The following is a 13,603-nucleotide window of genomic DNA, read 5'->3' as shown; positions in this document are numbered from 1 at the left end:
ATGAGCCGTCGCACGCTCAGTGATCGCGCTCCCAGGTCTGGGTGCGGCCGATCAGGCTGATGCCGATGAAGCCGCGCACGTTGAGCTTGCTGCCATCCTCGGCGAGCGACATCTTGCTCTTGTAGACCTTGCCGTTCTCGGGGTCGAGGATCTCGCCGCCGCTCCACTCGTTGTCGCCGGTCTTGCGCAGGCCGGTCAGGATGGTCATGCCGATCAGCGGCTGGTCCTTGCGCGCGTCGGTGCACTTGTCGCAGACCCTGGGCTTGCCGTCGCCTTCGACGAAGGTCTTCACCAGGCGTCCGCTGTAGACGCCGTTCTTCTCGCTGATCTCCACCAGGCCGCGCGGCTTGCCGGTGCTGTCGTCGATGGTCTTCCACATGCCGCTCGGCGAGGCCTGCGCCATCGCGGCGGCGCTGCCGAGCAGGGCGGCGGCGAGCACCGCGGCACGCAGTGCCGGACGCACCAGCGGACGGACAGCGGCGAGGTGGGATGGATTGCGCATGATGTCTCCTTTGAGGTTCGTTGCCCACCGGCAGGGTGCCGGTGCGATGCGCCGCGTGGCGATTGCCGCCTGCGTCGAAGCAGCGGAGCCTGGGCGGCGGGCGCGCACGCCAATCTACTGTCGCAGCAGCGGCACTGCAATCGCCCGGCATGCTGCGCCGGTCCCCGCGGCGGCCTGCGCGCACGCCTTGCATGCTCCCCGCAAAGCCGCATGCAGCCGTTGTTTGCGGGTTATTGTGTTGCAGCAAATCGGGCCGCCGAGCGCGCTGCCGAAGCATTCCTCTAAGCGGACGTGCGGCGCATCGCCGGGCTCTCGCGGCGAGATCGGCAAGCCTGTGGCAAGCGCTGCGAAGCGTGCCGGCACGCTCGGCATCGCGCGATGCGCGCAGCGATCTGTGGTGCGTGATCGGAGTCATCCGAATGGATGAGAGCGGCGATCGCGATGCTGTCGGCGCAGCTGTGTCCCGACAAACGATCGAAGTGTTGCCGCGATGCTTCGCACGCGTCGCCGCTTTGCTCAATCGCAACGCTTTGATGTCCTCGCGCTGTTGCTTCGATGCAAACCGTTGCGTTCGCGCATCACTCTTCGTGGGCTTGTTCGGCGTGCTTTCGCGAGGTGAGTGGCGCGAGTCGTCGCAGTCAGCCGGACGCCCTTCGCGCGTGCGCGCTGACGACTGTGTAACGCATGCAGGCGACGAAGCGCGCCACCCGTTTCCGGCGCGAGCGCTTACGTGCTCGCGCACTGCCGCGCAGGTCGCGCGCGTATCGGTGCATCGCCCGCAAAGCCTTTGTCCATGCGGCTTTTCGGAAAGCGCGATGACGTGCGCAGCAGGGCGCGCGCAATCCTGCGATGCGCGTTGCGCGGGTTGTAATCGGGTGCCGTGCGGGTGTGTAAAAGCTGCGCGTGCGCGGGTCGGGATGGAGGGCCGCGACGCGTGTGCGAACGAGCGAAGCGCGTGTTCGCATCAGCGTGCGCGCGATGCATTGCGATGCCATCGGCAACGTCTTCGTGACGACGCGCGAGAGAACTAGTTTGAGTAATGCATGCAGGCAAGTTTTTTTGCACTTTTTTCTTAACATCATCGTGCAAACGAATTATGATTCGCCTTGACAAGAGTCTCACTTCATTGCAGAGAAGCAGGAAGCAAGATTGGAACGACGAGCGCGATGCGCGCTTCGATGCAGTGATGAAGGTTGTAGCTGAGGAGCACGAGAACTTTGACGCAGACCTGGCCGAGCCGGCTTCTTAAAACGCGTGCAGTCTCCCTTGGTCCATTGACGGGTTGGACCAGCTACCACCGAATGAATGCCGCTTGCCGTGCGCGAGGCCATGCCCGCACCGCAGGCCTGCTGTCCGATATCTCCTCTTTTCAGGCCGCGCGCCGACCCGACTGGCGGGGCGGGCCGATCGAATATTCCAGGGCGCGGCAAGTGCCCCGGTCCCGCTTGCGGGTCCGCGACTGCCGCGAAGTCACCGCCATGGGCGGTGCGCCTGCAACCGAATTCATTAGCGTGCAGCCGCAGTCGGGCCGCGCGCCGATGAATCGCTCGCTCGACTGGGGCCGCGCTGTGGTATCGCGCCTCGGGTCGGTCGGGTCGCCTGACTTAGGTCATTCGATATTCACTCTCTAGTGAAGGAGTTATCCATGGCAACTGCTGCAAAGAAAAAGCCGGCGGCTAAGAAGGCCGCCAAGCCGGCCGCCAAGAAGGCCGCTCCGGCCAAGAAGGCCGCAACCAAGAAGGTAGCCGCCAAGAAGGCAGCACCGGCCGCCAAGAAGGCACCGGCCAAGAAGGCCGCCGTGAAGAAGGTCGCCGCCAAGAAGGCTGCGCCGGCCAAGAAGGCTGCGGCCAAGAAGGCCCCCGCCAAGAAGGCCGCGGTGAAGAAGGTCGCCGCCAAGAAGGTTGCAACCAAGAAGGTCGCCGCCAAGAAGGCAGCACCGGCCAAGAAGGCCGCAGTAAAGAAGGTCGCCGCCAAGAAGGCAGCACCGGCCAAGAAGGCTGCAACCAAGAAGGTCGCCGCCAAGAAGGCTGCACCGGCCAAGAAGGCTGCTGCCAAGAAGCCGGCTGCCAAGAAGGCTCCTGCCAAGAAGGCTGCTGCGAAGAAGCCGGCTGCCAAGAAGGCTGCCGCGAAGCCTGCCGCTGCCCCTGCCGTTGCTCCCGCTTCGGCTGCCAAGACCGCGCTGAACCCGGCCGCTGCCTGGCCGTTCCCGACGGGCAACCGTCCGTAAGCTGCGCCGCCACGGCGTGGGACTTACGCGTTCCGTACGGAACCACATCGGCACGCAGTGCGTGCCAGCATGACCGGATACTGCGTATCCGGTCAGCAAGACGCCAGTCTTGCAGACCCGCCGATGGCCGCTGGCCCGGCGGGTTTTTTCATTGGTGCGCGAGCAAAGAAAAAGCGCCGCGGCCCTTGCGGGCGCGGCGCCTGGATGCGCTGCATGCTGGCGCCCGCCCGGGCGCAGCGGTTCAGTGCGTGACGCGGGTGACGCCGCCCGAGGACAGCAGCCGCACGCGCTCGCCCGGGCGGAAAACCTCGTCGGCCTCCTGCGTGATCGCGCGCATCTCGCCGTTGTCCAGGCGCACGGTGATCTCCAGGCCGCGCCGCTCGTTGACCTTGTTCTCGGCAGCGCTGCCGGCGATGCCGCCCAGGATCGCGCCGAGGATGCCCGCCGCCACCGCGCCGTTGCCGCTGCCGATGGTGCTGCCAGCGGCGATGCCGCCGATGGCACTGCCGGCGAGCGTGCCCGCGCCGGTCTGGCTGCGCTGGATGGCAACTTCGCGTATGCCTTCGACCACGCCATAGCGTACGGTCTGCTCGCGCTGCGCCTGCCCGGTGCTGTAGACGCTGTTGGAGTTCGACTCCGTCGCACAGCCGGCGACCAGGGCCGCGATGGCAATGACGGCAAGCGCGCCGCCACGGAGCTGGTGGTTCATGTCAAATCCCGAAGAGGCCACGCACTGGCCGCAGGTCAGGCGTAGCGGTACCCGAATGCAGACTGGAACCGGTTGCCGATTTCCTCGCGCGACAACCAGTGGTTCTGCGGACCCTGCTGCGCGATCTTGACCGACCCCATCAGCGATGCCAGGCGGCCGGTCGTTTCCCAGTCTAAACCGTTTTCAATGCCGTAGAGCAGGCCGCCGCGGAAGGCGTCGCCACAGCCGGTCGGGTCGACGATGCGCTCGGCCCGCACGGCCGGGATCGCGTACTGCTGGCCATCGGCATAGATGCTGGCGCCGCGCTCGCCGTGCGTGACGATGAAGGCACGAACCTTGGCGGCAACCTCGGCGCTGGTCCATGCGGTACGGGACAGCAGCACCTGCGCCTCGTAGTCATTGACTGTCACGTAACTGGCGAGTTCAACGAACTCCCGCAGGTCTTCGCCGTTGAACAGCGGCATCGCCTGGCCCAGGTCGAAGATGAACGGAACACCCGCCTCGGCGAACTGGCGCGCGTGGTGCAGCATGCCTTCGCGGCTGTCCGGGGCCACGATGCCGAGCGCGGGCGCCTTGCCGCTGCCGAGCGCGTCCTTGACGTTGTTCAGCTGCGACTGGCTCATTGCGCCAGGGTGGAAGGCGGTGATCTGGTTGTTGTCCAGGTCGGTGGTGATCATGGCCTGCGCCGTGAAGCTCTCGGGCAGCACGCGGATGTGGCTGGTGGGAATCTCCAGCTTGCGCAGGTATTCCAGGTAGGGCTCGGCATCGGTGCCGACGGTGGCCATCACCACCGGATCGCCGCCCAGCATCTTCAGCGTGTAGGCGATGTTGCCGGCGCAGCCGCCGAACTCGCGGCGCATGCCGGGCACCAGGAACGAGACGTTCAGCATATGGATCTGGTCCGGCAGGATGTGTTCGCGGAAGCGTCCGTCGAACGTCATGATGGTGTCGTAGGCGACGGAGCCGCAGATCAGGCTGGCCATGCTCTCTCCAGGTGGTAGGTTGTTGGTGGATAGGTCAGATAAAGCAAAAACGGCCGCCCCGGTTGCGCGGGCGGCCGCTGCCGTCAGGCGGTGCGGATTACTTCAGCGCGGCCAGGGCGGCTTCGTAGTCCGGCTCGGTCTTGATTTCCGGGACCAGCTGGGCGTACTTGACGGTGTCGTTCTCGTCGAGCACCACCACTGCGCGCGCGGTCGCGCCGGCCAGCGGGCCGCTCTTGATGTCCACGCCGTAGTTGCCCTTGAACTCGGCGCCGCGCATCGTCGACAGCGTCACCACGTTGGCCAGGCCTTCGGTGGTGCAGAAGCGGCCCATCGCGAAGGGCAGGTCGGCCGAGATCGTCAGCACGACGGTGTTGGCCAGGCTGTTGGCGGCCTCGTTGAACTTGCGGGCCGAAGCCTGGCACACCGGCGTGTCCAGGCTCGGGACGATGTTCAGCACCTTGCGCTTGCCGGCGAAGTCGGCCAGCGTGACGTCCTTCAGGTCCTTGCCGACCAGCGAGAAGGCGGGCGCCTTGTCGCCGGCTTGCGGGAACTTGCCTGCGACTTCGATCGGGTTGCCGCCGAGGGTAACGCTGCTCATGTCTGCTCCTTGATGTCTGATGGTTTCCGGTTCAGTTTCCGGCGCCTGGCCGGCCAATGCCCCGGTGGGGGGCGCTGCCCGCCGCCGGACTCGGATTCGGTCCGGCGGCAGGCCGCGGAATTCAGGGATAAAAAATCAGCACGCGGTAGTTGGATGGCGCCTGCTGCGTCCGGAATCGTACCCGAACCGGCAGCTCCATGCCGGCGCGAAGCCCCTCTGTCGCGAAGGCCTTTTGCGAAGGGTCCAGGTAATCCGCCGGTTGCAGCACACGCCTCAGCAGCAGCTGGTCCTGCAGGTCGGTCATTACCAGCTCGATCGCTGGCAGCGCGGTGGTGGCGCGGCCGAGGTTGCGCAGCGTGACGGCGAGCATGTAGGCATCGCCGCCTTCGTCCAGGCGCTGCAGCTGCGAACTCTCGATGCGCAGTGCGTCGATGTCGCGCCACGGCGGCACGTCGCAGCCGAACGGGGCGCATGCGGCTTCCAGTGCCGGGCGCAGCATCGGGAACTGTCCGGCCAGCGGGCTGCGCGCGAGATACACGGCCTGCACCGTCGCGCCCAGGGCGAGCACCGCTGCCGCGGCGTACCAGAGCGTGCGCGGCGCCGGCGCGCGGCTGCGCGCGGGGGCACGCTCGCGCTCGCGTTCGCGGGCGTGGCGCAGGAAGTCGGGAGCGAAGACCGGGCCGGCCGGGGCTTCGGCGCGGGTCCAGCGGCGCGTGGTCTGCTCGCGTGCGACGGCTTCGCCAGTGATGCTGGCGGGCGCGCCAGTGTCGGGCGCGGGCCCGGCGTCGCGGCCGTAGCGCGTATCGCTGGTGTCGGTGCGCTCGGCAGCCTTGCTCTCGGACGGCTCGGCGGCGGACTCGGGCGTGTCTGCCGGCGCCGGATGGATCGCCGGTGGCGGGCCGATATCCGCCGACGCCGCGCGCAGGAATTCGCTGGCACTCGGGATTGCCGCGGGTGCGGGCACAGCGTCCGGCTGGGGCGCCGGCGCTTCCGCTTTCCCTCGCGCTTCTGCTTCGGGCTCCCCGGCCTTGCCGATCCGTGCCGGCTCTTCAAGCGCAGGATGATCGAGTGCGTTGTGGTTCAGTGCGGGCCATGCCGGCGCTGCAACTTCGGGTTCGGCCGGCTGAGGCGCCGCGTGCGTCGCCGTGGCCTCTGCGTCGTGCGTGGCTTTGCGCTCTGGTTCAGGCTGCGCTTCGGGTTCCGGTCCTGGTTTTGCCTCTGGCTCCGGTTCCGACTCCGCCATGGGTTCCGCTTCCCGCGCGGTCTCCGTGGCAGGCGTCTGCTGCGGCACGGGCTCGACGTCCGCCTGCCGCTCCGCATCGCGCGCGTCGCGCTGGGCGACGGCATCGTTGGCCTCGCGCAGCGCCCGTTCGATCTCGTCCTCATGCACGTCCGCGTGGGGCGGTGCCGCGACGTCGAGGTCCGCGGGCGAGGTCATGAGCATGGTAGGCGCGTCCAGCGCCGGCACGTCATAGCCGGGATCGGTGGTGGGCGTGAAGGGCGTGAAGGGGGCAGGGGCTGGCTGCGATGCCGGGGCAGACTCGCCGGGGCGCGCAGCTTCAGCTGCCGGTGCGGGCGTGGCCGCGGTCGGCGTGGTCGTTGCCGGTACGGCGGACGCCGGCGGCGTGGCACTGCCTGCCGGCACGGGGATTTCGATCAGGTGCTCGCGCGCATCGAACACCGTTTCGCAGTGGCCGCAACGCACCAGCCCCTGGCGCAGGCGCAACTGGTCGGCGACCAGCCGGAAGGCGGTGCGGCAGGCCGGGCAGCGCGTGACGAGCTTGACGGCGGCCATCTGGACTGGTCAGGGACGGGTGCCGTGCAGGCACACCCAGCCTTCCTCGGCGCGCCATACCGTCAGCGGCAGCCACGGTGCATAGGCGGCGGCAACTTCATCCGCCTGGCGCTCCAGCACGCCCGACAGCACCAGCCGGCCGCCGGGGCGCACGCGGGCGCTGAGCATGGCGGCCATCAGCTTGAGCGGGTTCGACAGGATATTGGCGACCACCAGGTCATAGGTGGCCTCCGACACCGACTCGGGCAGCGCGAACGACGCCTCGACCTGGTTGCGCTCGGCGTTGTAGCGCGACGCTTCCACGGCGTTGGGATCGATGTCGATGCCAACGGTAGCGCCCGCGCCGAGCTTGCGCGCGACGATCGCCAGGATGCCGGAGCCGCAGCCATAGTCGAGCACGGTCTCGCCCGGCACCACATGTTGCTCCAGCCACTGCATGCACAGCCGCGTGGTCGGATGGCTGCCGGTGCCGAAGGCCAGGCCGGGGTCCAGCTCCAGCACCACCGCATCGGGCTCGGGGGCGTCGTGCCACGACGGCACCACCCAGATGCGCTCGCCGATGCGGATCGGTTCGAACTGCGATTGCGTCAGGCGCACCCAGTCCTGGTCTTCCACCGCGCGCAGTTCGTATGCCGGCACCGGATCGATGCCAAGCTGGTTGGCGGCAGCGGCCACCACCACGGCGGGATCGGCATCGTCGCCGAACAGCGCCACCACGCGCGACCGGTTCCACGCGAGTTGCTTGGGTTCGAGCCCGGGCTCGCCGAAAAGCGGTTGCTCATCGGGCGTATCGGCATCGGCGTCTTCCACCGAGACCGACAGCGCACCGAGGTCGAACAGGGCCTCGGACCAGGCTTCGGCCTGGTCCTGCGCCACTTCGATCACACATTCCTGAAATGCCACGGGCTTCCTTGCTTGCTGCTTGGGGTTGCGGGTAAGTCGCGTCAGGCCTTCGCGCGCTCCGCCAGGCGATGCTCGAGATAGTGGATGCTGGTGCCGCCTTCGACGAAGTTGGCGTCCATCATGAGCTCGCGGTGCAGCGGCACGTTGGTCTGGATGCCGTCCACAACCATTTCGGACAGCGCGATGCGCATGCGGGCGATGGCCTGCTCGCGCGTGGCGCCGTATGTGATGATCTTGCCGATCATCGAATCGTAGTTGGGCGGCACGAAGTAGCCATCATACGCGTGCGAGTCCACGCGTACACCAGGGCCCCCCGGCATGTGCCAGGCGGTGATGCGGCCGGGCGACGGGATGAACTTGAACGGGTCCTCGGCATTCACGCGGCATTCGATCGCGTGGCCGCGGAATTGCACGTCCTTCTGGCGGAAACGCAGCTTCTCGCCGAAGGCGATGCGGATCTGTTCCTGCACGATGTCGATGCCGGTGATCATCTCGGTGACCGGGTGCTCCACCTGCACACGCGTGTTCATCTCGATGAAGTAGAACTCGTTGTTTTCGTACAGGAACTCGAAAGTGCCGGCGCCGCGGTATCCCATCTTCTTGCAGGCCTCGGCGCAACGGTCGCCGATGCGCTCGATCAGGCGGCGCGGGATATGCGGCGCCGGCGCTTCTTCGATCACCTTCTGGTGGCGGCGCTGCATCGAGCAGTCGCGCTCGCCCAGCCAGATCGCCTGCTTGTGCTGGTCGGCCAGGATCTGGATCTCCACATGGCGCGGATTCTCCAGGAACTTCTCCATGTAGACCTCGGGATTGCCGAAGGCGCGGCCGGCTTCCTCACGCGTCATGTTGACGGCGTTGATCAGCGCCGCTTCGGTGTGCACCACGCGCATGCCGCGGCCACCGCCGCCGCCGGCGGCCTTGATGATTACCGGGTAGCCTACGCGGCGCGCGGTCGCCAGGATTTCCTTGGGGTCGTCGGGCAGGGCGCCGTCAGAGCCCGGCACGCACGGCACGCCGGCCTTGATCATGGCCTGCTTGGCCGAGACCTTGTCGCCCATCAGGCGGATGCTGTCGGCGGTCGGGCCGATGAAGACGAAGCCGGATTTCTCCACGCGCTCGGCGAAGTCGGCGTTCTCCGACAGAAAGCCGTAGCCCGGGTGGATGGCCTGCGCATCGGTCACTTCGGCGGCCGAGATGATGGCCGGCATGTTCAGGTACGACTGCGGCGACGGGGCCGGGCCGATGCAGACGGCTTCGTCGGCCAGGCGCACGTACTTGGCCTCCTTGTCGGCCTCGGAATACACCACCACCGTCTTGATGCCCAGTTCGCGGCAGGCGCGCTGGATGCGAAGTGCGATTTCGCCGCGGTTCGCGATCAGAATTTTTTCAAACATGGTCTCTCTCTGCGAGAACGGGAGCGGTCCCGCTGCGTGCCGCCATGGCACGTCGGGCGCGCGGCCGTCAGGCTGGCCGCCGGGCCGCACGCCGGGCCGCACTAACGCGCGGAACTGCATGGAACTGCACGGAACGGGTCGCGATGCCCACAACGTCCCTGGCGTCCTGAAACGCCATAGAGGGCCGCGCCGGTGCTGTGCCTGCCGCCGCAAGGGCGGTCGTCGGCAGCGCTGGGCGCGGCATGCCTTTCAGGCTCAGCCGATGACGAACAGCGGCTGGCCGTATTCCACGGCCTGGCCGTTCTCGACCAGGATTTCCTTGATGACGCCGGCCTTGTCGCACTCGATTTCGTTGAGCAGCTTCATGGCTTCGATGATGCAGACGGTCTGGCCTTCCTTGACCGAATCGCCGACATTGACGAACGGTGCGGCGCCCGGCGACGGCGCGCGGTAGAACGTGCCCACCATCGGCGAGGTCACGATGTGGCCGGCGGGCAGTTGCGCAACCGGCTCGGCGGCCGGGGCGGCGGTGCCGACCGGGGCAGCGGCCGATGCGGCCGGCAGTGCCTGCAGCTGCGGCATGGCCATCGGCGCGGCGACGATTTGCGGCGGTTGCTTGACGATGCGTACCTTGCCGTCGCCTTCGGTGACTTCCAGCTCGGAGATGCCGGATTCGGCCACCAGGTCGATGAGCGTCTTCAGCTTGCGCAGGTCCATCTTCTTATCCTCCTGAATCAGGTTGTCCGGCCGCGGCCCCGCTGGGCTGCGGCGGAAGAAATCGTTTGGCGCCCACCACGGAGCCGCGCCCGCCGCGCCGTGCCGCAGCACGTGCAACGGGCGCGGTCCGCCGGGCGGCGCGCGCAGGTTCGTCAAAAAAATTCTGGCAGGGGTCAGCGCCCCGGGCTTCCTGGCGGCGGCTGTTCCTGGGCGAGCGCATAGTCGAGTGCCAGCAGGTATCCCTGCCAGCCCAGCCCACAGATCACTCCGACAGCGATATCGGAGAAATAGGAGTGGTGACGGAAGCTCTCGCGGCGGTGCACGTTGGACAGGTGGACCTCCACAAACGGGATGGCCACGCCGGCCAGCGCATCGCGCAGGGCCACGCTGGTGTGCGTGTAGGCCGCCGGGTTGATGATGATGAAATCGACGCCTTCCTCGCGCGCGGCGTGGATGCGATCGACCAGTGCCCCCTCATGGTTGGACTGGAACGAAGCCAGGGAAATACCGGCCTTGGATGCATGGTCGGCCAGCGCTGCGTCGATATCGGCCAGGGTGGTGTGCCCGTAGGTCTCCGGTTCGCGCGTTCCCAGCAGGTTCAGGTTAGGCCCATGCAGGACCAGCACCTTGCGGTAGCGGGCTGAGCGACGGATGGAGCGGGTTGCAGTCACGGCGGCTCGACCAGATCAACGAAATTGCGCGGAGATTACCGTAGCTTAGAGGGATTTGTCTAGCGCGGGATACAAGGCGCGGCGGCATCGGGACGATACGGCGGCGCTTTCGGCACTTTCTCGGGCCTCACATACGGAAACGGAACAAATCGCGCGAGAAATCCGAAATTGACCGGAGATACCGAAAGAACTTACTCAGGTGCGAGGCAGCACCGCGCGCAGCTCTTCCGCGGTGACGCGGCCCATCTTGCGGTACTTGACGCTGCCGTCGGGGTTGATGACCACGGTATAGGGCAAGCCGCCGGCGCTGTTGCCGAAATTGCGCGACAGCTCGGTGCCGGCGAAGCCTGCCACCGCGAGCGGATAGGCGACCGGTACCTTCCTGGTGAACTGCTGGATATTACTGGCTGAATCGATGCCGATGCCGACAAACTCGACTTGCCGGTTCTTGTATTCCTCGTGCAGCGCGGTCAGCTCGGGCATTTCTTCGACGCAGGGGCCGCACCACGGCGCCCAGAAGTTCACCACCAGTGTCTTGCCCCGCAGCGTGCCCAGGTCAAGCTCGGTGCCCGCGGGGTCCGGCAGCCGCGTCTGGAAGAACGCCTCGACGGCCTGGTCGCTGGCCGGCTTGGGCGAGAACACGAAATGGCCGGCAATCGCGCCGGCGGCGCATGCCGCCACGGCAACTGCGATCCACAGCCAGAGGCGGGAGCGGCGGACGGTCGAGGAGACGGTATCAGTCATTGGATTAGGTAGCGTGAGCGGGGCGGGCGCGGGCCGTGATTCAGGACGGCCCGGTGCCGGCATCTTCGCCGATCAGCGCGCGTACGGCCTGCAGGTCCGCGCGGGTGAGCCGCCCGGAGGCGTCGGCGCGCACGGCGCCGCGTTCGTCGACGGCATCATACAGCGCAATATGGATGCCGACCGGCGCACCCAGTTCCGCGCGCACCTCGCCGGCCAGCTGGCGGGCCGCGCGGCGGTCGGGCCACTGGCCCTTCCACAGGAAGCTGAGGGTCTCGACATCGCCGCGGCCGCCGAAGTGACGGCTTTCGCTGGTTTCGAAGTCGACCCCGGCGTTCAGCAGGTGCAGCGTGGCGTCCTTGGCGCTGTCGCAGAAGCACTGCAGGTAGATATCCGAGTGCTCGGTGGCGGTGCCGTTCAGCACGGCGCCCACCAGGTAGGGCCGGAACGGCGCGAGGTCCTCCATGGCCAGCACGGCCACGCGGCGCAGCAGGGCCAGCACGCGCGGCTGGGTGTCGCCATGGAACAGCGCCTGGTAGGCGCGCACTTCGGCCTCGACCTGGTCGTTGTCGGGCAGCCATTCGCCGGGCACGCGCTGCTCGCCCAGCACCTGGCGCGCGGCCTTGCGCTTGGCGGTGGCGTAGTCGGCGCCGTCCTCGGCGATCATGCGGGCGGCGGCCTGGGCGATTTCCTCGCGCAGGCGGGTGGGGTCGGGCGGGGTACGTCGGCTCATTGCCCCATGATACCGGAGCGCACGCGGGGCGCCGCACGCACGTGGCCGCCGGTGCCGCGGTGCAGCGAAGGCCGCCGGCGCTCGGGTACAATCAGTGGCTTCCTGCCCGGCCTGCCATCACCATGCGGCCACGCTGCCGCCGCGCGAGCGCCGGGTGCCGAGTCCCCAAGCCTGCGGGCTTCATGTCTTCCCGGGAACCCATGCATATTCATATCCTTGGCATCTGCGGCACCTTCATGGGCGGCCTGGCGGTGCTGGCCAAGCAGGCCGGCCATCGCGTCACCGGCTGCGATGCCAATGTCTATCCGCCGATGAGCACCCAGCTGGAAGCGCAGGGCATCGAGCTGATCGAAGGCTTCGACCCCGCCCAGCTGGCGCTGGAGCCTGACCTGTTCGTGATCGGCAACGTGGTTTCGCGCGGCAATCCGCTGATGGAAGCCATCCTCGATCGCAACCTGCCCTATGTGTCCGGCCCGCAATGGCTGGGCGAACACGTGCTGGCGCGCAAGTGGGTGCTGGCGGTGGCCGGCACGCACGGCAAGACCACCACCACGTCGATGCTGGCCTGGATCCTGGAGGATGCCGGCTACAACCCGGGCTTCCTGGTGGGCGGCGTGCCGCAGAACTTCGGCATCTCGGCGCGCGTGACCGAGTCCGATTTCTTCGTGATCGAGGCCGACGAGTACGACACCGCGTTCTTCGACAAGCGCAGCAAGTTCGTGCATTACCGCCCGCGCACTGCGATCCTGAACAACCTGGAATACGATCACGCCGACATCTTCCCGGATCTGGCGGCGATCGAGACGCAGTTCCACCACCTGGTGCGCATCGTACCGGGCCAGGGCCGGCTGGTCGTCAACGGCGTCGAGGAAAGCCTGGCGCGCGTGCTCGAGCGCGGCTGCTGGAGCGAGGTCGAGCAGTTCGGCGTGGGCGACTGGCGCGAGAGCGATGCCGCCCACACCGCCCACACCGCCCACACCGCCCACACCGCCCACACCGCACAGCCGGGCAAGGATGCCTTCGACGTCTGGTTCGAGGGCGCCGTGGTCGGCACCGTGGTGTGGGACCTGCAGGGCACGCATAACCGCATGAACGCGCTGGCGGCAATCGCCGCGGCGCGCCACGTGGGCGTGCCGGCGGAGCAGGCGATCGCTTCGCTGTCGCGCTTCGCCAACGTCAAGCGCCGCATGGAAGTGCGCGGCGAGGTCGGCGGCGTGACCGTCTACGACGACTTCGCCCACCATCCGACCGCGATCCAGACCACGCTGGAAGGGCTGCGCCGGCGTGTCGGCAATGCCCGCATCCTGGCGGTGCTGGAGCCGCGCTCGAACACCATGAAGCTGGGCGTGATGAAAGCCCAGCTGCCGGCAAGCCTGGAGCAGGCTGACCTGGTGTTCGGCTACGGCGCCCCGGCCGGCAAGGACGCGCTGGGCTGGGACCTGGCCGAGTCGCTGGCGCCGCTGGGCGACAAGGCTGGCGCATTCCAGGACCTGGGCGCGCTGGTGCAGGCCGTGTGCGCCGCGGCACAGCCGGGCGACCACGTGCTGGTGATGAGCAACGGCGGCTTCGGCGGCGTGCACCAGAAGCTGCTGGACGCGCTGGCCGCGGCGGCCTGAGCCGCAGGGGGCTG

Annotated in this window: 13 protein-coding genes; 2 read left to right on the top strand and 11 right to left on the bottom strand. The window is 67.8% G+C overall.

Translation table 11 applies throughout. From position 1 onward, the window contains the following. Window positions 1-16: 16 nt before the first annotated feature. Window positions 17-502 (bottom strand): DUF2147 domain-containing protein, encoded by a 486-nt coding sequence (locus E0W60_RS24985; protein WP_133092341.1) that lies wholly within the window; start codon window positions 500-502, stop codon window positions 17-19. Between the two features lie 1,645 nt (window positions 503-2,147). Here E0W60_RS24985 and E0W60_RS24975 point away from each other — a divergent pair. Next, entirely contained in the window at window positions 2,148-2,729 is a 582-nt protein-coding gene (locus E0W60_RS24975) for a histone H1-like DNA-binding protein (RefSeq protein ID WP_133092340.1), read from the top strand. A gap of 241 nt (window positions 2,730-2,970) precedes the next feature. Here the strand turns inward: E0W60_RS24975 and E0W60_RS24970 are convergent, their stop codons facing one another. The 10 genes from E0W60_RS24970 to E0W60_RS24925 all read right to left on the bottom strand — a co-directional run bounded on the left by E0W60_RS24970 (window position 2,971) and on the right by E0W60_RS24925 (window position 11,973). After that, a complete protein-coding gene (locus E0W60_RS24970; protein WP_133092339.1) occupies window positions 2,971-3,438 on the bottom strand; it encodes a hypothetical protein in 468 nt (155 codons plus the stop codon). Between the two features lie 35 nt (window positions 3,439-3,473). After that, window positions 3,474-4,421 carry a carbohydrate kinase family protein gene (locus tag E0W60_RS24965; RefSeq protein ID WP_135705927.1) on the bottom strand — a complete coding sequence of 316 codons (948 nt, stop codon included), beginning with the start codon at window positions 4,419-4,421 and terminating at the stop codon, window positions 3,474-3,476. Between the two features lie 97 nt (window positions 4,422-4,518). Further along, complete coding sequence (gene tpx / locus E0W60_RS24960) at window positions 4,519-5,019, bottom strand: thiol peroxidase (protein WP_133092337.1); 501 nt, start codon at window positions 5,017-5,019, stop codon at window positions 4,519-4,521. A 121-nt stretch (window positions 5,020-5,140) separates the two neighbouring features. Beyond that, window positions 5,141-6,814: a zinc-ribbon and DUF3426 domain-containing protein gene (locus tag E0W60_RS24955; RefSeq protein ID WP_135705926.1), complete on the bottom strand. Its 1,674-nt coding sequence runs from the start codon at window positions 6,812-6,814 to the stop codon at window positions 5,141-5,143. Between the two features lie 9 nt (window positions 6,815-6,823). Next, window positions 6,824-7,717 carry a 50S ribosomal protein L11 methyltransferase gene (gene prmA, locus E0W60_RS24950; protein WP_135705925.1) on the bottom strand — a complete coding sequence of 298 codons (894 nt, stop codon included), beginning with the start codon at window positions 7,715-7,717 and terminating at the stop codon, window positions 6,824-6,826. A gap of 41 nt (window positions 7,718-7,758) precedes the next feature. Next, complete coding sequence (gene accC, locus E0W60_RS24945) at window positions 7,759-9,111, bottom strand: acetyl-CoA carboxylase biotin carboxylase subunit (RefSeq protein ID WP_133092335.1); 1,353 nt, start codon at window positions 9,109-9,111, stop codon at window positions 7,759-7,761. Window positions 9,112-9,366: 255 nt separating this feature from the next. Beyond that, window positions 9,367-9,828, bottom strand: a complete 462-nt coding sequence (gene accB, locus E0W60_RS24940; RefSeq protein ID WP_135705924.1) for an acetyl-CoA carboxylase biotin carboxyl carrier protein — start codon at window positions 9,826-9,828, stop codon at window positions 9,367-9,369. 173 nt (window positions 9,829-10,001) lie between these two features. After that, window positions 10,002-10,499 carry a type II 3-dehydroquinate dehydratase gene (aroQ, locus tag E0W60_RS24935; protein ID WP_133092333.1) on the bottom strand — a complete coding sequence of 166 codons (498 nt, stop codon included), beginning with the start codon at window positions 10,497-10,499 and terminating at the stop codon, window positions 10,002-10,004. Between the two features lie 195 nt (window positions 10,500-10,694). Continuing rightward, the gene (locus E0W60_RS24930; protein ID WP_135705923.1) at window positions 10,695-11,243 is read right to left on the bottom strand and encodes a TlpA family protein disulfide reductase; all 549 of its coding nucleotides are present in this window, start codon (window positions 11,241-11,243) and stop codon (window positions 10,695-10,697) included. 40 nt (window positions 11,244-11,283) lie between these two features. Continuing rightward, the gene (locus E0W60_RS24925; RefSeq protein WP_135705922.1) at window positions 11,284-11,973 is read right to left on the bottom strand and encodes a UDP-N-acetylmuramate--alanine ligase; all 690 of its coding nucleotides are present in this window, start codon (window positions 11,971-11,973) and stop codon (window positions 11,284-11,286) included. Between the two features lie 200 nt (window positions 11,974-12,173). Here E0W60_RS24925 and mpl point away from each other — a divergent pair, with 200 nt between their 5' ends. Beyond that, entirely contained in the window at window positions 12,174-13,589 is a 1,416-nt protein-coding gene (mpl, locus tag E0W60_RS24920) for a UDP-N-acetylmuramate:L-alanyl-gamma-D-glutamyl-meso-diaminopimelate ligase (protein ID WP_135705921.1), read from the top strand. Window positions 13,590-13,603 lie beyond the last annotated feature (14 nt).

The sequence above is a fragment of the Cupriavidus oxalaticus genome, assembly GCF_004768545.1.
Classification (GTDB): domain Bacteria; phylum Pseudomonadota; class Gammaproteobacteria; order Burkholderiales; family Burkholderiaceae; genus Cupriavidus; species Cupriavidus oxalaticus_A.
This window is presented reverse-complemented; position numbering and strand designations above follow the sequence as displayed.

Coding starts and splice junctions, on each gene's coding strand:
- accB (WP_135705924.1), bottom strand. CDS start 9,828: ATGGACCTGCGCAAGCTGAAGACGCTCATCGACCTGGTGGCCGAATCC.
- E0W60_RS24970 (WP_133092339.1), bottom strand. CDS start 3,438: ATGAACCACCAGCTCCGTGGCGGCGCGCTTGCCGTCATTGCCATCGCG.
- E0W60_RS24965 (WP_135705927.1), bottom strand. CDS start 4,421: ATGGCCAGCCTGATCTGCGGCTCCGTCGCCTACGACACCATCATGACG.
- accC (WP_133092335.1), bottom strand. CDS start 9,111: ATGTTTGAAAAAATTCTGATCGCGAACCGCGGCGAAATCGCACTTCGC.
- E0W60_RS24985 (WP_133092341.1), bottom strand. CDS start 502: ATGCGCAATCCATCCCACCTCGCCGCTGTCCGTCCGCTGGTGCGTCCG.
- E0W60_RS24925 (WP_135705922.1), bottom strand. CDS start 11,973: ATGAGCCGACGTACCCCGCCCGACCCCACCCGCCTGCGCGAGGAAATC.
- E0W60_RS24930 (WP_135705923.1), bottom strand. CDS start 11,243: ATGACTGATACCGTCTCCTCGACCGTCCGCCGCTCCCGCCTCTGGCTG.
- E0W60_RS24955 (WP_135705926.1), bottom strand. CDS start 6,814: ATGGCCGCCGTCAAGCTCGTCACGCGCTGCCCGGCCTGCCGCACCGCC.
- E0W60_RS24975 (WP_133092340.1), top strand. CDS start 2,148: ATGGCAACTGCTGCAAAGAAAAAGCCGGCGGCTAAGAAGGCCGCCAAG.
- mpl (WP_135705921.1), top strand. CDS start 12,174: ATGCATATTCATATCCTTGGCATCTGCGGCACCTTCATGGGCGGCCTG.
- tpx (WP_133092337.1), bottom strand. CDS start 5,019: ATGAGCAGCGTTACCCTCGGCGGCAACCCGATCGAAGTCGCAGGCAAG.